Origin of the sequence: Anaerovorax sp. IOR16 (genome assembly GCF_017168145.1) — a bacterium.
In the GTDB taxonomy this organism is placed as follows: Bacteria; Bacillota; Clostridia; order Peptostreptococcales; family Anaerovoracaceae; genus IOR16.
The window spans coordinates 1,328,208-1,351,497 of sequence record NZ_JADQTL010000009.1 but is presented as its reverse complement, the minus strand read 5'-3'; the positions used below and the strand labels follow the sequence as shown (position 1 = coordinate 1,351,497).

Annotated in this window: 26 protein-coding genes and 1 pseudogene; 16 read left to right on the top strand and 11 right to left on the bottom strand. The window is 34.9% G+C overall.

Features of this window, described 5'->3' with window-relative positions; translation table 11 throughout:
- Window positions 1-9: 9 nt before the first annotated feature.
- From I2490_RS10475 to I2490_RS10400, 16 genes are all read left to right on the top strand, one after another.
- The gene (locus I2490_RS10475; RefSeq protein ID WP_206459635.1) at window positions 10-1,239 is read left to right on the top strand and encodes a flagellar hook-length control protein FliK; all 1,230 of its coding nucleotides are present in this window, start codon (window positions 10-12) and stop codon (window positions 1,237-1,239) included.
- Window positions 1,226-1,744, top strand: a complete 519-nt coding sequence (locus I2490_RS10470) for a flagellar hook capping FlgD N-terminal domain-containing protein (RefSeq protein ID WP_206459634.1) — start codon at window positions 1,226-1,228, stop codon at window positions 1,742-1,744. Before I2490_RS10475 ends, I2490_RS10470 begins: the two co-directional genes overlap by 14 nt.
- A complete protein-coding gene (locus I2490_RS10465; protein ID WP_206459633.1) occupies window positions 1,741-2,127 on the top strand; it encodes a TIGR02530 family flagellar biosynthesis protein in 387 nt (128 codons plus the stop codon). The genes I2490_RS10470 and I2490_RS10465 overlap by 4 nt, the downstream gene beginning before the upstream one ends.
- 71 nt (window positions 2,128-2,198) lie before the next feature.
- Window positions 2,199-3,233, top strand: coding sequence for a flagellar hook-basal body complex protein (locus I2490_RS10460; RefSeq protein ID WP_206459632.1), 1,035 nt, complete (start codon window positions 2,199-2,201; stop codon window positions 3,231-3,233).
- Window positions 3,234-3,292: 59 nt separating this feature from the next.
- A complete protein-coding gene (locus I2490_RS10455; RefSeq protein ID WP_206459631.1) occupies window positions 3,293-3,508 on the top strand; it encodes a flagellar FlbD family protein in 216 nt (71 codons plus the stop codon).
- Window positions 3,509-3,548: 40 nt separating this feature from the next.
- Window positions 3,549-4,409, top strand: coding sequence for a motility protein A (locus I2490_RS10450; protein WP_206459630.1), 861 nt, complete (start codon window positions 3,549-3,551; stop codon window positions 4,407-4,409).
- A gap of 45 nt (window positions 4,410-4,454) precedes the next feature.
- Window positions 4,455-5,297, top strand: a complete 843-nt coding sequence (locus I2490_RS10445) for an OmpA/MotB family protein (RefSeq protein WP_206459629.1) — start codon at window positions 4,455-4,457, stop codon at window positions 5,295-5,297.
- Between the two features lie 13 nt (window positions 5,298-5,310).
- Window positions 5,311-6,315: a flagellar motor switch protein FliM gene (fliM, locus tag I2490_RS10440; protein WP_206459628.1), complete on the top strand. Its 1,005-nt coding sequence runs from the start codon at window positions 5,311-5,313 to the stop codon at window positions 6,313-6,315.
- Between the two features lie 19 nt (window positions 6,316-6,334).
- Entirely contained in the window at window positions 6,335-7,765 is a 1,431-nt protein-coding gene (gene fliY / locus I2490_RS10435) for a flagellar motor switch phosphatase FliY (RefSeq protein WP_206459627.1), read from the top strand.
- Between the two features lie 12 nt (window positions 7,766-7,777).
- The gene (locus I2490_RS10430) at window positions 7,778-8,119 is read left to right on the top strand and encodes a flagellar biosynthetic protein FliO (protein WP_206459626.1); all 342 of its coding nucleotides are present in this window, start codon (window positions 7,778-7,780) and stop codon (window positions 8,117-8,119) included.
- Between the two features lie 18 nt (window positions 8,120-8,137).
- Window positions 8,138-8,794 carry a flagellar type III secretion system pore protein FliP gene (gene fliP / locus I2490_RS10425; RefSeq protein ID WP_206459625.1) on the top strand — a complete coding sequence of 219 codons (657 nt, stop codon included), beginning with the start codon at window positions 8,138-8,140 and terminating at the stop codon, window positions 8,792-8,794.
- Between the two features lie 32 nt (window positions 8,795-8,826).
- Window positions 8,827-9,087 carry a flagellar biosynthesis protein FliQ gene (gene fliQ, locus I2490_RS10420; protein ID WP_206459624.1) on the top strand — a complete coding sequence of 87 codons (261 nt, stop codon included), beginning with the start codon at window positions 8,827-8,829 and terminating at the stop codon, window positions 9,085-9,087.
- A gap of 4 nt (window positions 9,088-9,091) precedes the next feature.
- On the top strand, window positions 9,092-9,871 hold the full coding sequence (locus tag I2490_RS10415) for a flagellar biosynthetic protein FliR (protein WP_245157135.1): 780 nt from the start codon (window positions 9,092-9,094) through the stop codon (window positions 9,869-9,871).
- 14 nt (window positions 9,872-9,885) lie between these two features.
- Window positions 9,886-10,947, top strand: a complete 1,062-nt coding sequence (flhB, locus tag I2490_RS10410; protein WP_206459623.1) for a flagellar biosynthesis protein FlhB — start codon at window positions 9,886-9,888, stop codon at window positions 10,945-10,947.
- Window positions 10,948-10,967: 20 nt separating this feature from the next.
- The gene (locus I2490_RS10405) at window positions 10,968-12,380 is read left to right on the top strand and encodes a hypothetical protein (RefSeq protein ID WP_206459622.1); all 1,413 of its coding nucleotides are present in this window, start codon (window positions 10,968-10,970) and stop codon (window positions 12,378-12,380) included.
- Window positions 12,367-12,645 (top strand): EscU/YscU/HrcU family type III secretion system export apparatus switch protein, encoded by a 279-nt coding sequence (locus I2490_RS10400; RefSeq protein WP_206459621.1) that lies wholly within the window; start codon window positions 12,367-12,369, stop codon window positions 12,643-12,645. The genes I2490_RS10405 and I2490_RS10400 overlap by 14 nt, the downstream gene beginning before the upstream one ends.
- A gap of 66 nt (window positions 12,646-12,711) precedes the next feature.
- Here I2490_RS10400 and csrA read toward each other — a convergent pair whose 3' ends face one another.
- The 11 genes and pseudogenes from csrA to I2490_RS10345 all read right to left on the bottom strand — a co-directional run bounded on the left by csrA (window position 12,712) and on the right by I2490_RS10345 (window position 23,290).
- Window positions 12,712-12,954, bottom strand: a complete 243-nt coding sequence (csrA, locus tag I2490_RS10395) for a carbon storage regulator CsrA (protein WP_206459620.1) — start codon at window positions 12,952-12,954, stop codon at window positions 12,712-12,714.
- Window positions 12,942-13,394: a flagellar assembly protein FliW gene (gene fliW, locus I2490_RS10390; protein WP_206459619.1), complete on the bottom strand. Its 453-nt coding sequence runs from the start codon at window positions 13,392-13,394 to the stop codon at window positions 12,942-12,944. Before fliW ends, csrA begins: the two co-directional genes overlap by 13 nt.
- A gap of 8 nt (window positions 13,395-13,402) precedes the next feature.
- Window positions 13,403-14,008 (bottom strand): DUF6470 family protein, encoded by a 606-nt coding sequence (locus I2490_RS10385; RefSeq protein ID WP_206459618.1) that lies wholly within the window; start codon window positions 14,006-14,008, stop codon window positions 13,403-13,405.
- 39 nt (window positions 14,009-14,047) lie between these two features.
- Window positions 14,048-15,058, bottom strand: coding sequence for a flagellin N-terminal helical domain-containing protein (locus I2490_RS10380; RefSeq protein WP_206459617.1), 1,011 nt, complete (start codon window positions 15,056-15,058; stop codon window positions 14,048-14,050).
- 12 nt (window positions 15,059-15,070) lie between these two features.
- Window positions 15,071-16,696, bottom strand: coding sequence for a flagellar hook-associated protein FlgK (gene flgK, locus I2490_RS10375; RefSeq protein WP_206459616.1), 1,626 nt, complete (start codon window positions 16,694-16,696; stop codon window positions 15,071-15,073).
- Between the two features lie 21 nt (window positions 16,697-16,717).
- Entirely contained in the window at window positions 16,718-17,194 is a 477-nt protein-coding gene (locus I2490_RS10370; protein WP_206459615.1) for a flagellar protein FlgN, read from the bottom strand.
- Between the two features lie 2 nt (window positions 17,195-17,196).
- The gene (locus I2490_RS10365; protein WP_206459614.1) at window positions 17,197-17,508 is read right to left on the bottom strand and encodes a hypothetical protein; all 312 of its coding nucleotides are present in this window, start codon (window positions 17,506-17,508) and stop codon (window positions 17,197-17,199) included.
- Window positions 17,509-17,758: 250 nt separating this feature from the next.
- A pseudogene (locus I2490_RS10360) lies at window positions 17,759-19,122 on the bottom strand (IS1182 family transposase).
- Between the two features lie 156 nt (window positions 19,123-19,278).
- Complete coding sequence (locus I2490_RS10355; protein WP_206459613.1) at window positions 19,279-21,279, bottom strand: cell division protein FtsA; 2,001 nt, start codon at window positions 21,277-21,279, stop codon at window positions 19,279-19,281.
- A gap of 46 nt (window positions 21,280-21,325) precedes the next feature.
- Window positions 21,326-22,420, bottom strand: coding sequence for a protein-glutamate methylesterase/protein-glutamine glutaminase (locus I2490_RS10350; protein WP_206459612.1), 1,095 nt, complete (start codon window positions 22,418-22,420; stop codon window positions 21,326-21,328).
- 33 nt (window positions 22,421-22,453) lie between these two features.
- Window positions 22,454-23,290 carry a CheR family methyltransferase gene (locus I2490_RS10345; RefSeq protein WP_206459611.1) on the bottom strand — a complete coding sequence of 279 codons (837 nt, stop codon included), beginning with the start codon at window positions 23,288-23,290 and terminating at the stop codon, window positions 22,454-22,456.

Genomic DNA, 23,290 nt, shown 5'->3' with positions numbered 1-23,290 from the left:
GGTGAAAAAATGTACGCAGCAAGCAACCTAACACAAATTCAGCCTTATAAACCAAAAGCAAAGTCGGATATCAAAACAAAGGGAAGCGAAAAAAATTCTCAATTTGATCAATCTTTGTCTCTTGCCTTTGAAGGGTCTTCTGTTCAAAAGAGAATTTCTTCTGATTTAAAAAAAGAACCGAAGCCGACACAAAAAGCTTTTGATAAACAGGATGAAAGAGCTCTTACTGAAGCAGATTTAGTAAATGAACAGGTGGCTATGACTATGTTTGTTTTAAATGCGAATAATGAACCGTTATTTGATATAAATCAAAATAATCAGCTTTCTGGTCTATTCCAAAACAATGAGGAATTGATATCGCTTTTTAATGAACAGGGTGCTATAAAATTGGAATCTCCTTTTACAGCCGAAGAAATATTGATGCCTACTGATAATCTGGGGACAATTCAGAATTTATTAGGAAAAGGTAATGCATTATTTACAGCAAACATACAAGAAGGAATAGAAATTCCGTTTGAAATGAAAAACATCTTAGAGCCAACCGGATTAAATCAACCAATAAAAACGGAAACAACGTTGTCACAGTTCAATGAAACGCTGAATCAAAGCTTTATAAGTAAGCCATCTGAAATCAAGCCTTCAAAAAATGGCAATATAAAAAACAGCGCTGAGTTGATGATAAACACTCAAAAAGATGCATTGCAGGAAGAAAATAAAGCAGAAATGTTAAGTGAAATAAGTGGACGCAAACAAGAATCTTTAGATTATTCCAAGATCAATATTAAAGTCGGCGAAAGTACAATCAATGCAGACTCTAATTTATTTGGCAAAGACATTGCAGAAAAGATATTGCATCATGCCTCAAACGGTAAAAATATATTTGAAGTTCAGCTAAATCCAAAAGAATTAGGAAGCATTCAAATTAAATTAACTTTTGAATCCGGTAAAGCCTCTGTTGTCTTAAATTGTTCCAATCCAAAAACACAGGAGTTATTGATGGGACAATCAGAAAACATCCGTCATATTATTGAGCAGCAAACAGGTTCAGATACGATTGTAACTGTAAAAGAGGAAGCATATAGAAATCAACAAGATTTTGATGGAAGAGGGCAGAACAGCCGCCAAGAAGAGCAAAGACAGCAGCCGCAAAAAGACGATCCTGTTAATGCTGAACAATTTCTACAGCAGTTGAAACTGGGATTATTAGGAAGGGAGGATATGAACTATGGCTTCGATTGATTCAATTAGTCAGTTAGACAGTGCTTATAAAAATAGAACGATCAGTCCAGCTGAAACTAAGAATAGTAAGTTAGGAAATTCTGATTTGGGCCTTTCCGATTTTATTACGCTTTTAGTAGCGCAATTAAAGAACCAAGATATGATGAACCCGATGTCAGATACTGATTTTATTGCACAGATGGCACAGTTTTCAGGATTGCAAGCGATGACTACCCTTTCAGAAACCAATAACACTGCTTATGCTGCATCCTTAATTGGAAAAAAGGTAACAGCAGCGTCTTTGGATGAAAATGGAGCCTTGCAAAAAGTTGAAGGTAATGTAACGGGCGTTAGTCTATTTGAAGGAAAACCGATTATTTACATTGGCGATAAGGCATTTGATTTAAATCAGATAATGGTTGTTGGTGAACTGCCAACCATTGATGAATCGACAGATCCTGAAGACAATGGCGAATCAACTAACACAGATGGCAATGGTGAATCAACAAATGGTGATGACAAATGAATGGGATAAACGAATACAATCGAATCACACGTGTCGAACAAAATACAGCTAAGATTAATGAAGTGCTGCGCAGAAATTCTGGTGGTGCAAGCTTTGAAACCATACTAAAGGAACAATTAAATAAAAATGAAAGCTTACAATTCTCAAAGCATGCAAAAGAACGTGTGAATCAACGTGGTATTGAAATCACTGATGCGTTATTAAAAGACTTAAATAGCGCCGTTTCAAAAGCAAGAGATAAGGGTGCCAAGGATGTGGTGATTTTTGATGCAAAGAATGCGTTTATTGTAAACATCCCCAATAATATGGTGATAACAACAATGGCTGGAAGTGAACTAAAGGAAAATGTATTTACAAATATTGATAGTGCCGTAATTATATAGCTGGACCATTTTGGAGGTTATGGAGTCAAATCCGATTGATTTGATTCATACGGCAAATGAAAGGAGACCAAATGGTTAGATCAATGTTTGCTGCAGTAGCAGGTCTACGTGCACACCAAACAAAAATGGATGTAATAGGAAACAATATTGCCAATGTAAACACTTATGGATATAAAAAAGCAAGGGCTACTTTTAAAGATCAATTTTATGCTACATTGAAAGGTTCGAGTGCACCGGGAGAATTATATGGAGGTGGAAATCCTTCACAGATTGGGTATGGTTCTCAAATTGGTTCCATTGACGTGGCACATTCCACTGGGGGAATTGCAGCTACAGATATTGCTACGGATGTCATGATCTCCGGTAATGGATATTTTCTTGTAGGAGAATATAATAAAGCAGGTTATGATACCACAAGTAAAACGGATGGAAATAATCTTACTGCTTTAAATATGACCAGAGTTGGTATTTTTTATTTTGATGGTAACGGTAATTTGGTAGATGGCAATCGCAATCACGTGTATGGATTTAAAAACTATGCAGAGATTGGTACGGATCCAGACTATATAAAACCAGATGCAGGTGGCGGTGATCCAAAGAAGACATTAGAAGCTTTGCAAATTCCTCAGATTGTTATGAATAAGGATGGCAGTCCATTATTGGATGGAGACGGTAATTATACAATGGTTGAATACGATGAAACAACCGGCGATCCGACAAATCTTGGTACGGATGGATATGCTGCCAGCATGAAGTTAAATTCAGTTAGTATTGGAGCTGACGGTACTGTTTCCGGAATTAATGATAAGAAGCAAGTTGTTATTGTGGGAAGAATTACTGTTGCAAATGTACCGAATCCAAATGCACTGGAATCAACAAATAATTCTTATTTTAAAGCAAAGGAAAATACGGGTATTATTTCAGCTGAAGTACCGGGCGAAGGTGCTACCGGTACATTAGAATCCGGAAAGTTGGAAATGTCAAATGTAGACCTTTCTCAAGAATTTACCGATATGATTACGACACAAAGAGGTTTTCAAGCAAATACAAGAATCATTACAGTGACTGATCAGATGCTTGAAGAACTCGTTAATTTAAAGCGATAAATTATTTCTTAAGACAGGGTATCTTCTGCCCTGTCTTCTAAAAAAGAAAGGATAGCAAAATGATTAAACTCACAAAGCTTAACAATGAAGAGTTCATTGTTAATTCCAATCAAATTCAAATGATTGAATTAATTCCGGAGGCAAAAATAGTTTTGATGAATCGAGAATTTTTTGTTGTAAGAGAAAGCGCGGAAGAAATCATTGATAAAATCATTCAATATAATGCCAAAATTATAGATGCAGCAAACATCACTGTAGTAAAAAATCAAGAATAACCTAATATTTTAGGGTACGTGGAAGGAGCAAAGGGTATCAATGGATTTTACTAGTATAATCGGGATTATCAGTTGTATATTGCTAGTTATAAGCGGTATTATAGTTGAAAAAACAGGCATTAACGTTGGCTCTTTAATTAATTTTGCAGATCCTCAGAGTGCGCTTATTGTAATCGGTGGTACCTTTGCAGCTATTTTTGCATCTTTTTCAATATCTTCATTAAAAGCAATTCCAAAACATTTAAAGATTATTATAACAAAGGATAAACACAATCCGATTGATTATATTGATGCGATTGTAGGATGCGCTGAAATCGCGAGAAAAAATGGATTGCTTGCATTGGAAGAACATGCAAACGAGCAAGAAGATCCATTTTTAAAGTCCAGTTTGCTATTGATTGTTGACGCGATTGATGCGGACAAGGTAAGGGCAATGCTGGAAGGCGACTTGGGATATATGAGTACACGCCATGAGGAGGCAGTTTCTATTTATGAAAAAGGTGCAGCATTGGCGCCTGCTTTTGGAATGATAGGAACATTAATTGGGTTAATTAATATGCTTGCCGGATTGGATTTGAATGCTGAGAATGGTACGGATAGTTTGACAAGTGGTATGGCTGTTGCATTAATCACAACCTTTTATGGTTCTTTGTTGGCTAATGTTTTCTTTACTCCAGTTGCTAACAAATTACAGGTTCGACATGAGCGCGAGCTATTGTGTAAGCAAATCATTATTGAGGGCATTTTATCCATTCAATCGGGAGAAAATCCGAAATTTATTCGCGAAAAGTTGATGTCATTCTTATCAGAAAAGGATAAAATAAGTCTTTCCGGAGGCGGCGATGAGGATGATGGCGGTAAGAAAAAGAAAAAACCGAAAAAAGAGAAAAAGAAAAAATAAATGAATTGAGATACATAGAAATTATATTTGGAGGTGACACCAGAAATGCAAAAAAAACCCAAGAAACCGGTTGATAAGAATGCATGGATGAATACATACAGTGATATGGTAACGTTATTATTGTGTTTCTTTGTGTTGCTTTTTTCTGTATCCAGTGTTGATTCTGCAAAATGGTCTATCTTAGTGAAGGCATTGAATCCGAAGGCAAAGGAAGTATCACAAATTGTTACGGATTTAACGGAAAGTGAAGGCAATGATCCTCTTGATTCAGGAGGAAAGGGTCTAATGACGGATGTTACAGAATTTCAAGACTTGTATTATCAGATGCAGGAATATATAATAGAAAATAAATTGTCTGGTGATGTCGAAGTTCATCAGGGGGATGGGTATACATTTATTGTCTTTCGAAACGATGTTTTTTTTGATGGTGACAGTTCGGTTTTAAAACAAAGAGGAAAAGATGTAATAACTTTTCTTGCCTCTGGTATTCAGCCAATTCAAGATCAAATTAATGAAATGCGTATTTTGGGGCATACGAATCAAGCAGATCCCAAAAAACCTAATCCGATAATCGGCGATCGATTTTTATCCTCTGATCGTGCGACAACTGTTTTAGTGTTTATTCAGGAAAAGAATGTAATTGATCCTAAAAAGCTGATTTCCATTGGTTATGGACAACATTATCCCATTGCACCTTTTGTTAGAGAAGAAGACCGTGCAAAAAACAGAAGAGTAGAAATTCTAATTACACAAAGTAATAAAGTCAGTGTTACTTTAGAAGAAGTATATAGACAAATAGATGAGCATGAAAATGTGACGGCAGGTCCGGGAGAGCAAGGAGAGTCGGTAGGACAGCCATTAATTAATACAGAAAAACAATCACAATAAAGAGGAGAGCAGTATGGGTGATGTTTTAACACAAAGCCAGATAGATGCCTTATTAAATGCCGTACAAACAGAAGGATTTGACAAGCAATCTATGACTAGCAGTACTTCTGAGCCCAAGGTTCGAAAGTACGATTTTCATACACCGAAAAAATTTACAAAGGATCGCTTGAAATTAGTAAATAGTGTATATGAAAGCTATGCTAGAGTCATTGCTTCACACCTGACAAGCATGCTACGCTTAAGTTGTGAGGTGGAATTAGTCGATATTGAAGAACAGCGTTATTATGAGTTTAACAATGCACTAGGTGAAGATGATATAGTTGCTTTTATCGATGGGAAAATAACTGGAAGAGATGTGGATGATGAAGAACCAATAATGGTAGAAATATCTAAATCCATTATTTATGCAATCATTGACCGAATGCTTGGTGGTACAGGTGATTCGGATGCAGAAGATGAAAATGACGGATATACAGACATTGAATTGGTGTTGTATGAAAGTGTTATAAAGCATATCTCTCCTTTAATGAGTGACGTATGGCAGAATTATTTGGATATTGAATTTCAATTTCGCCGGTTGGAAACCAACCCGAGACTTGTTCAAGTAGTAGGAATGGACGAAATCGTTGTCATTGTTATTTTAACAATTAAATTAAAGGATACAGAAGGGAAAATCAATATCTGTTTACCTGGCAACATTTTAAATCATGTTTTTGAAGCTTTCGAAAAATCAAAAACAATTAATAAGAGAAAAGAGCAACAAGAAGAGCTAGAACGTATTTCGTTGGCTAGAAGTGTAGAGGATTCTGCATTAGATATCAAAGCATTATTAGGGGAAGCCCTAATTAGTTTGGAAGACTTGTATCAGCTTAAGGTGAATGACGTACTGAATTTACATGTACCAAAAGACTCGGATGTTTATGTATGCGTGGAAGAAGAGCCTTGGTTTAAAGGTAAATTGGGTGTCTACAAGGATAATATGGCAGTAAAGCTGAATGGAACTATAGTGAAAAACTAGGTCGTCGGAGGAAATGTTTATGAGTGAAAAAAATGCTAAATTATTCAATGAAATGGAAATAGATGCGATTGGTGAGATTCTAAATATTAGCTTAGGTTCTTCCGCTACTGCTGTTTCAGATATGTTAGAGCGACGTGTCGATATCACGACTCCTAAAGTTAGGGTGTTAGACATAGACGAATTTGAGTTTACATCTTTAGAACCTGCAATTGCTGTTGAAATTACATATGTAGAAGGTTTATCCGGAAACAACATTATGCTTTTAAAGCGAACCGATGTAAAAAATATATTAGAGCTGCTCATGCATACAGAAATTTCGGATGAAGAATTTGAACTGGATGAATTGAGTATGAGTGCAGTCTGCGAAGTCATGAATCAGATGATGGGTGCTTCTGCAACCGCTTTAGCAGAGTTTTTAGGAGAGGTAATTAATATTTCTACTCCGGTTTCTTTTGAAGTCGAAGAATCTATGGATTTTAAGAAGAAATATTTTGAACCAGAGCAACCAATGGTAGTGGTTTCTTTTAAATTAGACATTGAAGGATGCTTGCATAGTGAGTTTATGACTTTAATGGAGGTTCAACTTGCCAAACATTTGGTTTCCTCCTTTGGATTAAGTGATGTGAATGAAAATGGTGAAGTAAATTTAATTCAGCCGGTAGGAATGCAGATGACTCAAGAAACAGAGTCTAATGAAGATATACCACAACATGGAACACGTACAATGTCACAACAAGAAATTGAAGAAATGATGGCGCAAATGACAGGAGGATCTGATTCCGTTACTCCGGAACCGGAACCATCATCTTCAAAAACAATGTCACAGGAAGAGATTGAACGTATGATGGAACAGATGTCAGCGACATCAAATACGGATTCTATGGCACAGCCGATGCAGCAACAGCCCGCAATGCAGCAACAGCCCGCAATGCAGCAACAGCCTGCAATGCAGCAGCAGCCTATGATGCAGCAGCAGCCTATGATGCAGCAGCAGCCTATGATGCAACAGCAGCCTATGATGCAGCAACAGCCTATGATGCAACAACAGCCTATGATGCAGCAACAGCCTATGATGCAGCAACAGCCTATGATGCAGCAGGAACCGAAAATAATTGATATGAAATATATCTCTAAGGAAAATCAGGCTGGAGACTTAGTAAATTTGAATGTAGAGGAAAAATCCAATCTAGATTTAATTATGCAAGTTCCATTACAGGTATCCGTTGAAATTGGAAGGACGAAAAAGTCTGTAAAGGATATTTTAGGTTTTACAAAAGGTACATTAATTGTTTTGGATAAAATGGCTGGTGATCAAATTGATATTTATGTAAATGGCCAAGCCGTGGCCAAAGGTGATGTCGTTGTTGTTGATGACTCTTTTGGTGTAAAAATTACAGAGATTCTAAAGGGACATGAATTATTGTTTAAAAACACAAATATGAAAGCGTAAAGGTAGAATATTGTGACTGAACTAATTTTAGCAATGACTGCCATGGTAGGCGTTATTTATTTAAGTTATTTGTTTAGTAAATATCTGGCAACCGGTGCATCGAAGATAAACAGCGCAAAATATATGAAAATTATCGATCGGCTTCCTACAGGGCAAGACCGATCTGTTATTATATTGCAAATCGGCGATAAGCATTATCTGGTTGGGAATACATCTCAATCCATTAATATTTTGACAGAATTATCAAAAGATCAATTAATTGAGCTTCCAAGTGAAGGGCATATGTCTTTGCATACAGATTCGTTTAAAAATGCTTTAGAGGGAATGCTTAATAAAAAAACAAAGGAGAAATAAAATGAGAGGTAGTCTTTCATGCTAGATTCATTGGTAAATATCAACGGCAATCATGTACAAACTTTAGAGCTTTTAGTCTTACTTACAATTATTACATTATTACCTTCTATTATTGTAATGATGACTTCTTTTACGAGAATTATTATTGTGCTATCCATATTACGAAATGCGCTAGGATTGCAGCAGACACCTCCCAATATGGTATTGACTGGAATTGCTTTGTTTCTTTCATTGTTCATTATGACACCTGTTATGCAAGATATTAATACGCAGGCGTATCAACCATATCAGCAAGGTCAGATTACGCAAGAGGTTGCATTAGAGAAAGCATCTGTACCGATGAAGGAATTTATGTTAGCTCAAACAAAAATTGACACTTTAAATATGTTTTTGGAGTTTGCAGATAAAGAAGCTCCTGAGAATTTGGATGAACTTCCAATGACAATCGTAGTTCCGGCATTTATGACAAGTGAATTGAGCCGCGCTTTTACGATGGGATTTTTGATTTTCATTCCTTTTTTAATTATAGATATTATTGTTTCCAGTACGTTAATGTCAATGGGGATGATTATGCTTCCTCCTGCTATGATTTCATTACCGTTTAAAATATTATTATTTGTTGTGGTAAATGGATGGGATTTACTCTTTTCTACTTTGGTTAAAAGCTTTAATTGACAATAAACGATGTAAGAGTTAGGAGAACGAAGATGACAGTTTCAAATGCACTTCAGATCATGCAAGAGGCAATTGTTCTGGCTACAAAGTTAGCAGCGCCAATGCTATTAATTAGTATGCTGATTGGATTGATTATTTCTATTTTTCAAGCGGCAACTCAAATACATGAACAGACAATCACTTTTGTTCCTAAATTGCTTTTAATTGCAATTATATTATTAGCAGGCGGATCATGGATGTTGGAGTCACTGATGGACTTTACAAATCAAATTTTTTATTTGATGCAGAAATAATAGGATGGAAAATGGGTCTATGATTAATATGGCACAGCTAGCTGGAGTCGCTCTGGTATTCATGCGAATGACAGGATGTATTTTATTTAATCCGCTTTTAGGTGGGAAGAACTTTCCTTCTATATTTAAGGCAGGGCTTATTATTATGCTTACTCTTGTGATTGGATCTTTTGCACAGCCAGAAACAGTTGATAATATAAATTCCATTACTCTATTGATTTTGATGATAAAAGAATTTATAGTTGGGTATACTATCGGGTTTATCTGTACCTTGTTTACTTATATCATTGTTTTTGGTGGGGAATTGATGGACATGCAGATGGGTATTTCTATGTCTAAAATTTACGATCCTCAGAGTAATGTTTCGATGTCATTAAGTGCAACTTTTTTTAATATTACTTATATGTTCCTATTCTTTACAACAGATGCACATTTAAATTTAATAAAATTATTTTTAACATCAGGAGAAGTCATTCCTTATGGAGAACTGCAAATACATACTGAATTAACAGGTCAAATCATTGATGTTTTTTGTCAATGTACGGTTTTAGCGGTTAAATTAGCAATGCCGATTTTAGCGACACAGTTTCTTATGGAAATTGGAGTGGGAATTTTAATGAAAGCAATTCCTCAAATTAATGTATTTGTGGTAAATATACAGGCAAAATTATTTATTGGACTGCTTATTTTAGTTCTTGTTTTTTCTCCCGTTGTTTCTTTTTTGGGGAAATCCATAGAGTTAATGTTTGATGCAATTAATGCTAGTATGTATTTGTTAAAATAAAGGGGGGAGAGCTATTGGATAACGGTTCAAAAACCGAGAAAGCCACCCCGAAAAAACGAAGGGATGAGCGGAAAAAAGGTAATATATTTTCAAGTAAAGATATTACAACGGTTCTTTCACTCGCATTTGTATTTTTTACATTAAAAGCAATGTTTCCAATGATTTTTAAAAGAATTGCTGAGTGTATTCATATATATATCAATCGAATTGCTGAGATAAATATTCTTTCAGTAACTACAAGCCATGAAATATTAATGGATTCTATGGTAACCATTGCAATGATTATGATACCGATCTTTTCAGTATCTATCTTGGCTGCTGTTATCGGAACGGGTGCTCAAACGCGTTTTCTCTTTTCGAAGGATAGCTTAAAACCTAAATTCAATCGCCTAAATCCATTAGAAGGAATAAAGCGAATTTTTTCTTTGAAAAGTTTTATTGAAGTATTAAAAGGTTTAATTAAAATTGTTATTATTGGTTATATTTTATATCTGTTTTTTAAAGGACGTACCGGAGATATTTCAAAAACCTTATTTTTAGGAATTGAAGCTTCCATTTCTTATGTTTTAAGTTCAGCAATGAATATGGTATACATGGTATGTATTGTGTTTGTGTTTATTGCAGGCTTTGACTTCTTGTATCAGAGATGGGATTATGAACGTCAGATTCGTATGACGAAACAAGAAGTAAAAGAAGAATATAAGCAAATGGAAGGGGACCCTCAGGTTAAAGGGAAAATTAAGGAGTTACAGCGAAAAATGGCTATGTCCCGAATGATGCAAGCCGTCCCTGAAGCTGATGTAATAATTCGTAACCCAACACATTATGCGGTTGCGTTAAAATATGATATTGAAAAAGATGCTGCGCCTTATGTCGTAGCAAAAGGGCAGGATGAACTGGCACTGCGTATTGTCCAAGTTGCTGAGGAAGCTGGTGTCTACGTAATGGAGAACAAAGAACTGACTCGTGCAATTTATGCAGTAGCATCACTTAATGAAGAAATTCCATTGGAATATTACGGTGCCGTAGCAGAAATTTTAGCATTGGTATATCGAATCAGAGGGAAAAATGCATAACAGTATGAAGGAGTAAAAATATGGTGGATCTTTTAAGAGTAGACACGCCAGTAACCGGCAGTGAGAATGCAAGCAGATTAAAACCACATCAAAATCCACAGCAGGATCAATTATATAATGTAGCTGATCCTTCTAGAGTTTCTAAAACTCAAGATCAAAATGTTAATGCAGATCGGCAGCCAAATCAATATGCGCCAAATATGGATTCCAACTTTGATAAATTTATGCAAGCTGTTCGTAGTTTAACAAGCTTAACAGAAACTTATGGTGAAATCTTTTTTTCAAAGCTTGGAAGTCAAGTAAATGCCGGGCTTAGTTCTAATTTTACAGAAGAGCTTGCTCAATATATGAATTTATTAAAGATGACGGATAAAGAATTGCTTCACTTTCTTAAGAACCAAAAGAGCAGTGCTGTAAAGTTTTCCGGGCCTTTTTTTGATTTGCTTCGTCAAGCGATAAAAGAAAGTGGTTCTTCTGAATTAAAAGGTACTATATTGGATTTTTTACGTCGCTATGATAGTATGACTTCCGGAAATCATATATTAAAAAACATGGTATCTAATTTAAAAAATATTGCAATAAATATGCCTCAGTCTAGAGGTACTCAGCTAAATGGTATGATTGAAAAATTAGAGCTCCAGCATTTAAATGGACAAAATAGTAATAATTTAGCTATATTAAAAAATGAGATACTTCCTTTTCTTGCAAATTATGTAAGCAGTACAAAAGATTTTGGTATGGCACGTGATATTATGGCAGTATTAACTTTAAATATTGCTCGCTATGAATCGGGAGAAAAAGAGGCATTTTTACAATCATTTTTCACCTTAATGGGATTTCGTGAGATCAGCCGTAAGTTGCCAGGTGTAGATTTAGAAGCATTAAAAAACAGATTAATGAATACAGATGCTTTAAACGAGAATACAAACTTACTGGATCATCTTGTAGGTATTATTTCAAAAGGAATGAATGGGGCTGCCGGTGTCGAAAGTAAGGCAATCTTTGAAAACATGCTTTCGTCTTTATTATTAAATGAAAGTGTATATATGCCACTTGTACATATGACAATACCAGCCGAAGTGAATGGACGGCAATTTTTCTCTGAGGTTTGGATTGATCCGGATGATCAAAGTGAAAAGGGAGGCAATGGAGGCAGAGCAATAAAGATATTGGTGAAATTTGATATTCGTGATTTAGGCTATTTTGAGATGATATTGCTTTCTAAGGATGGAAAAGTAGATCTAGAGTTATATTATCCAGAAATATTAGCTCAAAAAGAAAAAGAAATATCCCAAGGTATTTCTGAGATTATTACTCGTAATCAATTATCTTTTCGTACGTTTGTCTTAGGGAAATGTGTCTCACCTAAAAGTATTTCTGAAGTCTTTCCAAAGCTTTATGAAGGGAGAAATGCAATCAATGTCACTGTATAATAAAGATTTAGTTCGAAGAGCGGTTGCCTTAAAATACCAAGAGGAAGAAGCAGCTCCAGTAGTAGTTGCCTCCGGACTTGGTCACATGGCTGAAAAAATTGTTGAGGTAGCGAATGAAAATAATGTTCCTGTTTTTGAGGATAGCTCGTTAAGCACTGTTTTATCACAATTAGAATTAGGAGCGGAGATTCCAGAAGAATTATACCGCGCAGTGATAGATATCTATGTGTACTTTTTAAACTACGCACCAGAACATAGAAAATAGAAATTTTAACCCATAGTTATTTATGGATTATTAATGTAGAATAAACTCTTATTTGCAATGAATATATTATTTTATTACTTTATAACTTTTACTTAGAATTGACTTTATTTGTGACAATTCTAAGTTTGAGTTTTCAAGTGCTTCTTTATTTGCTGATGTGGCTTCCACCAATTCTTTTCTTAGAATTTTTACTGTTTTTGGTGCGTCTATGGCGATTCTTACTTTATCTCCGCCAATTTCTGTTACGGTAATTTCAATGTCTTCGTTTATTAGAAAAGATTGATTTGCTTTTCTTGTTAATATGAGCAAGACAATCCCTCCTTTTCTTCAACGGAAACAATTGTTTCACGCATCGCATAATTACTGTTTTCTAAAATAACTTGTTTTGCTTTTTTCTTTTCTGGATTTACTGCGATTGGACACTTTAAATTAATGGTAGTATTCTGGAAAGGCTCATGTATTACAGCGATGACATAGTAGAATAAATCTGTACTTGTCGTTGCATCCAAATCTTGAAGTTCAGAGTTTGAGAGCATTGGCGTGTAGTTGGGGAATAGGTGAAAAGGATTCATTACTATAAAAGCCAGCTCTGATTCTTTTAAACTTTGTAAACAGAGAATAGTATCATCATCAAAACGAATTAAAATAAATTGTTTTTCCGATTCAAATCCAAAAAGTCCTTCCGTAAATGAAAGAACTTCTTCTGTATTGATTTCGAGTTCTCCAAAATATTTGGTATTTACTTTCATGTATTCACCTATGCTTTCACGTCTAAAGGTTCATAATCTGGATTTGCACTTTTTGGTACATAAATTGGAGAACCAATGTATTTAATAATAACTTGTGGTTGCTGTGTGATATTAAATTCAATGTTTGCCGGAATAAATTCAAAATTGCCTTGATTGGTTTTCCATTCAAAGTTTAATTTATCCATTTCATATTCAATTTGCATATCACCGGGCGTCCAGTTTAATTCAGGAGGAACGTTAGGAAGAAATTCAATGTTAAAGTCTTTTTCCTGTTGTGCAATTCTAGAAGCACCAATTTGATTTAGAGCATCTTCATTTAAGTGGATATCCAACAACATATTTCCCTCCCTTGCAAAACGTGCGGTTGCCGCATATGCTGCATCTTTTCCTTTTTTTGCAAAACTCTCTATGCTTTTTAATGGTGTTTCAAAAATGGAGTTTCGTGTTTCAAAGGTATCCACATTAAGTTGAATTGGCTGGCTTTTAATTCGAAGTCCATTTTTTTCTCTCGATATTTCCAATTCTGCAGTAGCATGTGTTTTTTGACGGGTTGCTGGCGTTACTTTAAATTCAATGGAAATAGGGACAGTTTGAATTTCCAATAACGGCTTCATAATATCACTCCTTTTTAATGTATTAAAAATCTCATTATATTATTTCATAAAATCAATGAATGAAGAACTGAGGATACGGTTGCCCATTTTTAATGCAGCTTGATATACATATTCCTGCATTTTAAAATCAGTAATAGCAGATTCTAAATCGATATACTCTGTCTGTACAATTTTATTATTAAGACCATATTCATTGTCCTCAAGACGGTTTTTAGTATTTTCTAAAAATGTAGTAGTACTACCAAGCTGTGTTACATTTACAAGAACTTTTGTACGTTCTTCTTCTAATTTATCAGTATAGGGTTTTAAATCCGAAGCATTAAACTCTTTGGATTCTAGGATGTTTGCAATTTCTCCCATAGTATTTATTAGATTGTTTGATATACCGCTTTCGTCTTGTCCAAAGCCTAAAAATTTAATACCCGGCATAGAAACATTAAAGGCGCTGCTTTCTTCGACTTGATTGTTTGAATCTAAACTCATACCAAAACCTAGGTCAATAAATATTTTTTCATTTGACATTTTTTCTAATGCTTTGTAATCATCGGATCCGACAGGGGCATTCACGTCAATACCACGAAATGTAAGTTTTCCATCATCGGATAATTGAAAAGGAAGTTCCTTTGTACTGCTTCCTCCAAAAAGGTATTCTCCTTCAAATTGTGCATTCAACTCCATGACTGCTGCTTTTTGAATACTACGAATTTCCGTTGCAATGATTTTTCTTTGATTTTGATTTTGAGAGATTGTGCCATTTACAGCTTCCAAAGATTTTATATGTACATCATCGGCATATTTAGAAATGGTCATCATGCTGCTTTCAATGTTATCATAGGTCGACTGTACGTTTTGTACATTTGATAAATAACTTTCTGTTTTAGACATTTCTCGTCGTAAACGATAAGCTTTTGCAGCATCAGCCGGTGATTCAGATGCTTTTAAATATTTTCTTTTTGTATTTACCTTTTCTCTTGCTACACTTAAATCTGATAAAACACGGTGTAAGCTACTGTTGTAGTTTCGCATGATAGAATGTGTTGTAATTCTCATAAAATCCTCCTATTATAAGCCTACGGTGCCCATGCGATTAATAATCGTGTCAAGTGCTTCGTCCAATGTAGTCATTAATCGAGCGGCGGCGTTATAAGATTTTTGATAGTGAAGAAGATTAACACCTTCTTCATCCAAAGATACGGCAGAGATATTGTCACGTAAATCGGCAATGTTATTTACCACGGATAAATAATTATCAAGAGAAGAATTCAGTGATTTTACGTTTAGAGCGAGTACATTGCTCGTATCGGCATTGAATTCCTCGAAAGTACCTTTAAATAAATTTTGTGTTGTACCATCCGACCGTGTTATGGTAAAATCAAAATCTTTATTAAACAAATCAATCATGTAAGAAATATTATCGTTGGCACCTGAATTATCTCCTGTGCCTACAGGAGGGGTTTTACTGCAGGTAATGCCATAGGTTCCTTCCAACCAACCAGACGCAATGGTGATGTTTTTCGCTGTAATCGGACCATTTGGATCCGTTTTAGAAACAAATAATGGTTTGTACTCTAAATATTTCTCATTGGTAGGACCGATTGGTAATGATGGATCAAAACTAGGGTTTGCAATAGAATTGGCATCATTAAATTTTTCTGCAAAAGTAGAGGCAAGTAAATCCATGCGTTTTTCATAATAACCGATACCTCTGATTTCATTTGGAGGAGTATCGAATTCACCGGATTTGTTCAAAGCATCCAAAGATCCTTTGAAAATTCCTGTAGTAAATTTTTCTGTAATATCCGTTAGATTTTGTGTAGCATCGTCCCCATCTGCATTAAAAGTATCTGTGATTGAAATATGAGTTAAACCATCGGCATCTTTTGCGGAAGAGAAGGAGACCATTTCTGTATCCTTAAGTAGGCAGACTGCACCATCACTTCCTAATAGGTCAATGCGTAGTTCATCCACCACAATACCTTTTGAAACTTCGGTTGGTGTAGAGGTAACATTGATGTTCATATAGGTAGATAATTCATCAATAAGTAAGTTTCTTTGATCTAACAATTCCAAGGATGCGTTACCAAAAATTTGACTTTCTTTTATTGTTTTATTCAAGTTTGAGATATCTTTAAGTAAATCATTTACTTTTGTAACCGTTACGTTCTCCATGTTATATTCTTCTTGCTCACGAATGGAGCTGAGCTCGGAAGAATATTGGGATAGAAGCTTTGTTAGAGATTCTGCAGAGGAACGAACAATGTGATCAAATTCCATAAAACCGGCATGATCAGAAAGTGTTTGAAACTGATTAATTAAATCTTGGAATTGTCCCTGTAAAGCTGTTTTTTGCGTTTCATCAAATAAGCTTTCCAAATCTTCCATGACTCCCAAATTAGCATCGGTTTCTCCAAGCTTAGCGGCTTCTCTTCGAAATCGGACATCCAAGAAAGGGTCTCTTGCCTGAGAAACATTTGTAACACCGACTCCTTGTCCGATAAAATGAGCATCTCTGCTTGCATAACGATCACCATAGCTTGCAGAACGAACACTATATAAATCCAATCGTTGTCTTGTATAACCGGCAGTATTCATATTTGCTATGTTTTGGCCGGTAACATCGAGTGCTTTCTGACTAATATTTAATGCTGATAATGCGGTTGTAAATCCATAAAAGGTTGAACGGAGCATTGAAAGTTACCTCCTTATTTCCTAAATTTTTATACGTGTAAATTTAGGTGACATTTCACGTGGTTGTTTTTCTCCAGTTTTATTATAATTTATATTGCTTTTACCATTTTGTAAGTTTGTAATTAAAAGATCTAAGCTATGTAAATGAAGTTCAATGTATTTTTTTGTACAATCAGTTACCGCTTTTACTTCTTTCATTTTTTCGTTCATTTCTTGATATACCCTAGAAAGTGTTTCCTTATTAGGTGATGGACTTTGTTCTATCATTTCACGAAAAGTAAGGGAAGAAAGTCCTAAGTCGACTTGAACTTGTTCTCGCTTCTTTTCTAATCCTCGAAATTGTAAGATGATTGCTTGTTCTTCTTTCATAATTACATCTAATTCGGTGATGTTGTTTGCAGCTATGAATTCCAGTTTTTTATTTTCTAAAGAAATAACAGAATCAAGAAGGCGTGTAATATCTTTCATTACGTTGCAAAAGTTTAAAATATCATTCATAATTATACCTCTTGATCCATAAGAATTTTTCTGGCAATTTCAGCAAGATTCTTATCGTATTTATCTAGCGCAATTTGTTTGCTTAAATCAACTATTTTATATTGAGAAGCTCCCGTTTTAACCTCAGAAGATAATTGGTTTTTTAATAATGAGATAAACTGTTCGTCGCTTTTCATTGTAGTAGGAGTTTGGCTGATCGTTAATTGATCAAATTCCGCATTTTTTTGTGATGATGAAGTTGAAATTTTATTCAATTTTTTCAAACTAGTGGAATTTACAATTCCAGATGTTCTATCATTATTTGTGATTTTCATGGTAATACCCCCATATTTGTAAAACAAATGCAATCATTGCATATGAAATACTATTATCATACAAACATTACATCGACCATTTTAGAAGAATCTTTATATTTTTAATTAAAAAAGATACATTTTTATAGAAAATGTATCTTTCAGACTGTAGACAAAATACCTTGCTAAATTTATATTCTTATAATTTCTGCAAGGTATTTTCTATTTTTTCTATAAAGCTTTTAAAAAAAGAAAAAATAAAAGGATATCTCTATGCCATTTGATTCCTTCTTTCAGATTTATGAATCCATGTTGCTAGTTTTTTTAGATTCATGGACGCAAAAAGAAGATTCAGTTCCATTTCTATCTTCTGAATCCCTCGATATTGTGTATAACGCATATTATGTTTTTCTTTTGCATCGGCAAAGACTCGCTCAATGGTTTGACTCCGTAGTTTGTAAAGATCTCGATACTTTGGAGTATGACGAATGTCCTCACATTGCTCTATGTAGTTTTCCCATATATGACGTGTGACTACTTTTACATGGTCTTTACTTGCTGTGCATTCTGATAAGGAAGGGCAACTCTTGCAAATTTCTCCTTTACTCTTATATTCCCGATACCCTTCTCTATTTGTTGTAGTATAGTTTAACACTTGGTTTTCTGGGCATACAAAGCAATCATAGTATTCATCATAAGCATATTCGTGTTTTTTAAAATAACCATTTTTTGTCATAGGTCGTTTGTATGGTAGGATAGGAATTCGTTTATCTTTGAGTATTTCTCTAGCAATTGCAGGTGTTTTATATCCGGAATCCATTACAATATTTTTTACACCTTTATATCTTTTTACTTTTTCATAAATCTTTGGGAATGCAACTGAGTCATGTACATTTCCTGGATTTGTATGAAAAGCAAGTATGTAATTGTTTCGATCGCAAGCTACATTTGCAGCATAAGCAAATACTACCTTATGCTTTCCTTTATGAAATACGCCGCAATCCGGATCTACGGTACTTTTCTTGATTACTTTTGTCTTTTCTTTGGCTTCCGTTTTTTTTTACAAGCTTGTTTTCCTCGTTCAATGCGATCTTCGTTAATTTCTTTCATTAGTTCTTTTTCATAGTATTTAACGGATTCCAAAACGGTTTCTTTTTCACTGTTATGGTTATTTGCACTTGCTTTAATATGTGTACCGTCAATGAAAATGCTTTCTGAATTAATGAATTCATATTCCATGATTTCAGCAATGACTCTTTGAAAGATTTGTTCGAATAAGTCAGTATTTTGAAACCGACGAGAGTAGTTTTTACCAAAGGTAGAAAAGTGAGGAATTTCTTCCTCTAAACTATAACCAAGATACCATCGATAAGCTACATTCGTTTGAATTTCTTTAATGGTCTGTCTCATGGATCGAATACCAAAGGTATATTGAATGAGGGTAATTTTAATTAAGACAACAGGATCGATGCTTTCTTTTCCCACATCAGAATACAAATCTTTTACAAGGTCATAAATGAAAGAGAGATTAATCGCAGTATCTATCTTACGAATAATATGATCTTGTGGAACAAGAGAATTCAAGGTTACCATTTGAAATTGATCACGACCTAATAAATCTTTCTTACCCATCATAAAGCAAATACCTCCATGTATTTATACATATATTTTACCATAAATACAATAAAATGTATTACATTATGTAAAAAAAACTGTAGGCAAAGATAGAGATATCCTTGTCTACAGTCTGAAAGATACATTTTTATAGAAAATGTATCTTTTAAATGAAGTTTATCTTTTTTCCCATCCAATTTCTGCATGATCCCCATCTTGAAGGGAAGTTACAAAGGATGCATCCAATCCGTTTAATTTTAAGAGTAGATTTCCCTGCGGATGTTCCGGATCAATATCGGAATAATTAAGTAAATCGAAAAAGCAAGGCGCTTGATTTGTAACATATGGAACTTCTATCCATTTATCGTTTAAGCATACAGATATTTTTTTTGTAATTGAGGGAACGCTTTTTTCTTCTTCTAATTCTTTTGGTGTTGGGTTTTGAAATTGTATTTCCTGCGATTCTGATGCGTTCTGAATCATTTCTGATTCTGAGATTTCTTCTACCGAGGTTTCAAATGCATGATTTAGAATTTGAGGCTTCGGAACGATCCAAATGTCATCCATTGATTTAACCATATACTCTTTTTCAACCGTAAATCCATTTACGGTAACATCCATTTCGGCTGTAAAATCTTTTAATAAATCTGCAATTGATATTTGAGGAGAAACTCCATTTATCGCAGTAATTGCAATAATAGAATCGCCTCTTTCTATCGCAGTTTCTATGGAAGCAGGTTGGCCATTTCGATATAATTCTCCCGCAACAGCTGGCGTGCCTCGATCTACATGTTTTTCACCATTCACATAAAAAGTTAAAGGGCGAGGGGAGACTCCCATTAAACTTGTTGCTTTAATCCCTGCTAAAAGTAATGCATCAAGTACGGTAATATGATTGGAATCCAATAGCATAATTTTTTTCTCATTAACAGTAATTGCAAAAAAATCTATGCCATGATAAAGCAGAGAAATTGCTCCAATTCCAATTGGTGTTACAAATTCTGGGCTGAGCAAAGCTTCGGAGCAAAGCTCGATATTTTTATATGGATTGAGACCACCAAGCGCAACTCGATTTTCCGGTAAATCTAACTTTTCAGATAAAATTTTGCAAAGACCGGGCGTCTGGCTTCCACCGCCGATTAGGAACGTGGCGACAGGTGAGCCTTCATTAAGTTGTATAATGCTTTTTGCAATAGAAGTACAGAGTTCCGACAATGCCGGTTGAATTACTTTCAGTATTTCTTCAGTAGATAAACGATATTGAGTACCCAAAATGTCAAAAAAGGATATTTCACCAGATGCATTACTAAGAGAACGTTTGACACGTTCACCTGTATCAAAATCTACTAAATAATGTTTCATTAGAGCCTCTGTAATTTCATCTCCGGCTGTGGTAACCATGTCATAAGCAATAATGCTTCCATTTTTTGAAATGGCAATATCTGTAGTACCCGCACCGATATCGGCGATGGCAATGTTCAGCAATCGAATATCTTTTGGAACAATGGCATTAATCGCAGCAATTGGCTCTAGAGTCATATTTTCAACGTCTAATCCACAGCGGCTGGTTACTGCATATAAGCTTCGCATTACAGTAAACGGTAAAAAAGCCGCAATAATTTCAGCACGAACATTTTTTCCTTTATGTCCACTTAAATTACTGATTGGGTATCCATCCAGCCAATAGCCTGAAACGCTGTAACCAACACAAGAAAATGTTTGTCCATCTTCCTGGGAGGACATTTCTTGTGAAAAATTTTCTTGAGCAGCAGAAATGGCATGATATTCAATGGAACGAATGGTTTCTGTTGTAATCGGCGTATCTTCTGGGATTTCTTGTTGTGCGGTTGCTTTTGCAGTTTTTAAAGCTCTTCCAGCGGCAGCAATAGAAGCACGCTTCAGAGAATAGCCAAAGCGCGCTTCTAAGGTGGATTTTACATGATTTACAGCCTGACAAACCAAATCAATATCTTCGATTTGACCATCACGCATGGCACGCACTTTATGAAAGGCTTGTTCATAATCCAAAACCTTATAGATATCATTTTCTTTGGTTCCAATCATACCTACAACGGAGCGAGTACCAATATCTAATGCAAAGAAAATGTTATCAGGCTGGATGTTTTCTTTTTTCAATTCTGTTTTTTCTATTTGTTCTATATTCGTTTCGTTTTTCAATCGAAATTACTCCTTTTCTTGTTTGCTTCTATTAAGATATTAATGATTATAAACGATTCAAATAATTTTTTAATGTTCCGGCAATGTTACCACAAGAAGTTTGGATTGTAACGGCTCCAATGTTGTATGCAACCATAGGCATGCCGTAAACAACGCAAGAAGCTTCGTCTTGGCCAATGGTGTATGCTCCTTTTTTTCGCATATTTAATAATCCTTCGGCACCATCTTTTCCCATACCGGTCATTATAATACCAACAGAATTTGCTCCTGCTGTTTCTGCTACAGAATTAAATAGTAAATCTACAGAAGGGCAATGGCCGCTGACCTTTTCACCGGGCTGACATTTAACAGAGTATTCGGATCCTATTTTTACAACACGCATCTGCAATTCACCTGGGGCCAGAAGGACTCTGCCACGAACGATTTTATCTCCGGTCACTGCTTCTTTTACTTCCATAGGGCAAAGTCGATTGAGGCGTTCAGCGTACATTTTAGTGAATCCGGCAGGCATGTGTTGGACAATAACCATACCGGGAGTATTTGCTGGCAAATTTTTTAATACTTCTAATGTTGCTTCGGTCCCACCAGTTGACGCGCCAAGTGCAATGATAATATTATCTAATTTTGGCGATTGTTTTAGCGATGTAATTTTGCTTAATAAAGAACTGTCTGGCTTTGGAGGAAGCGTTGATAATGGCGTTGGTGGTATAATTGCAGGTTTTATCGTAGGTGTAATTCTTACTTTAGATTTTGAAGCAATGGAAATTTTTCCGGCAAGTTCCTTAATAAAGGAATCTACTTTACTTTGTTCTTGCATGTCAGGTTTTCTTACAAAATCAATAGCTCCTGCGGATAAAGCATCAAAAACACTAATGTTTAAAGAGCTAACAAGAACCACTGGAATGGAATGACGTGGAAGGAGGTATTTTAAAAATTCAATACCTGTCATTTTAGGCATTTCTACATCTAAAGTAATGACATCCGGTTTTAGTGTTGGAATTTTTGACATCGCATCCATTGGGTCGATGGCATAACCAATTATTTCAAATTGCGGATACTTTGAAAGATTGTCAATAAGAACCTTTCGAAAAAAAACGGAATCATCCACAACAAGGATTTTTATTTTTTTTGTGGGAATCATGAAAAATCCCTCCTTATTTCATATGTTGGCAGATTATTTTTTCTGATACGTTGCGGGCATTAAATATTGATAAGGACAATTTTCCTTATTCAATGTTTCAGAATGCCCGATCAGTAAATAGCCGCCGGAGTTTGTCGCTTTATAAAAACGTTGTATTAAAGCATCTTTTGTAGGCTGGTCAAAATAAATCATTACATTTCTACAAAAAATAACATCAAAAGGTATTTTAAACTGAATCGGATTCATCAGGTTAAACTCCTTAAATATTACATTATTTTTAATTTTTGGAATAAAAGTATATTGATCTTCATTTAATGCAGTTAAGTAATTTCTTTGCCAGCTTTGTGGTAATTCTTTAATATCATCTTTTGTATAAATTGCTTCCTTTGCTTGGTTTAATACGTTCATAGAAATATCTGTGGCAAGAACGCGGGTATCCCAGCCAGGTTTATTTTTAAAATAATCAGATAATATCATTGAGAGTGTATAAGGCTCTTGCCCGCTTGAACAGCCAGCGCTCCAAATGCTTAAAGATTTTTTGGACCTCTTTAATTTTTCAATATTAGGTAAAATGGTATCGCGAAAAAAATCAAAGTGGCTATGTTCTCTCATAAAAAAAGTATGATTTGTCGTCAATTTATTTAATAGCACTTCTAAATCTTTTGGATTATTTGTATTAAGGATATATTCTACGTATTGTGAAAACGAAGTAAATCCTTTGGATTTTATTGTTGAAGCAAGTCTACTTTCAATTAGATGCTTTTTTTGCAGAAGATTAATTCCATAATTCTTTTGAACAAATTGAACCAAACGCAAAAAATCTTGTTGTGAAATAGTAAGTTTATCAAATGTTATCGTTGTATCGTTCAT

Bases quoted from the DNA above. Each gene is read 5' to 3' on its own strand.
- I2490_RS10475 (WP_206459635.1), top strand. From the start codon at position 10: ATGTACGCAGCAAGCAACCTAACACAAATTCAGCCTTATAAACCAAAA.
- I2490_RS10470 (WP_206459634.1), top strand. From the start codon at position 1,226: ATGGCTTCGATTGATTCAATTAGTCAGTTAGACAGTGCTTATAAAAAT.
- I2490_RS10465 (WP_206459633.1), top strand. From the start codon at position 1,741: ATGAATGGGATAAACGAATACAATCGAATCACACGTGTCGAACAAAAT.
- I2490_RS10460 (WP_206459632.1), top strand. From the start codon at position 2,199: ATGGTTAGATCAATGTTTGCTGCAGTAGCAGGTCTACGTGCACACCAA.
- I2490_RS10455 (WP_206459631.1), top strand. From the start codon at position 3,293: ATGATTAAACTCACAAAGCTTAACAATGAAGAGTTCATTGTTAATTCC.
- I2490_RS10450 (WP_206459630.1), top strand. From the start codon at position 3,549: ATGGATTTTACTAGTATAATCGGGATTATCAGTTGTATATTGCTAGTT.
- I2490_RS10445 (WP_206459629.1), top strand. From the start codon at position 4,455: ATGCAAAAAAAACCCAAGAAACCGGTTGATAAGAATGCATGGATGAAT.
- fliM (WP_206459628.1), top strand. From the start codon at position 5,311: ATGGGTGATGTTTTAACACAAAGCCAGATAGATGCCTTATTAAATGCC.
- fliY (WP_206459627.1), top strand. From the start codon at position 6,335: ATGAGTGAAAAAAATGCTAAATTATTCAATGAAATGGAAATAGATGCG.
- fliP (WP_206459625.1), top strand. From the start codon at position 8,138: ATGCTAGATTCATTGGTAAATATCAACGGCAATCATGTACAAACTTTA.
- fliQ (WP_206459624.1), top strand. From the start codon at position 8,827: ATGACAGTTTCAAATGCACTTCAGATCATGCAAGAGGCAATTGTTCTG.
- I2490_RS10415 (WP_245157135.1), top strand. From the start codon at position 9,092: ATGGAAAATGGGTCTATGATTAATATGGCACAGCTAGCTGGAGTCGCT.
- I2490_RS10405 (WP_206459622.1), top strand. From the start codon at position 10,968: ATGGTGGATCTTTTAAGAGTAGACACGCCAGTAACCGGCAGTGAGAAT.
- I2490_RS10400 (WP_206459621.1), top strand. From the start codon at position 12,367: ATGTCACTGTATAATAAAGATTTAGTTCGAAGAGCGGTTGCCTTAAAA.
- fliW (WP_206459619.1), bottom strand. From the start codon at position 13,394: ATGAAAGTAAATACCAAATATTTTGGAGAACTCGAAATCAATACAGAA.
- I2490_RS10385 (WP_206459618.1), bottom strand. From the start codon at position 14,008: ATGAAGCCGTTATTGGAAATTCAAACTGTCCCTATTTCCATTGAATTT.
- I2490_RS10380 (WP_206459617.1), bottom strand. From the start codon at position 15,058: ATGAGAATTACAACACATTCTATCATGCGAAACTACAACAGTAGCTTA.
- flgK (WP_206459616.1), bottom strand. From the start codon at position 16,696: ATGCTCCGTTCAACCTTTTATGGATTTACAACCGCATTATCAGCATTA.
- I2490_RS10370 (WP_206459615.1), bottom strand. From the start codon at position 17,194: ATGAATGATATTTTAAACTTTTGCAACGTAATGAAAGATATTACACGC.
- I2490_RS10365 (WP_206459614.1), bottom strand. From the start codon at position 17,508: ATGAAAATCACAAATAATGATAGAACATCTGGAATTGTAAATTCCACT.
- I2490_RS10350 (WP_206459612.1), bottom strand. From the start codon at position 22,420: ATGATTCCCACAAAAAAAATAAAAATCCTTGTTGTGGATGATTCCGTT.
- I2490_RS10345 (WP_206459611.1), bottom strand. From the start codon at position 23,290: ATGAACGATACAACGATAACATTTGATAAACTTACTATTTCACAACAA.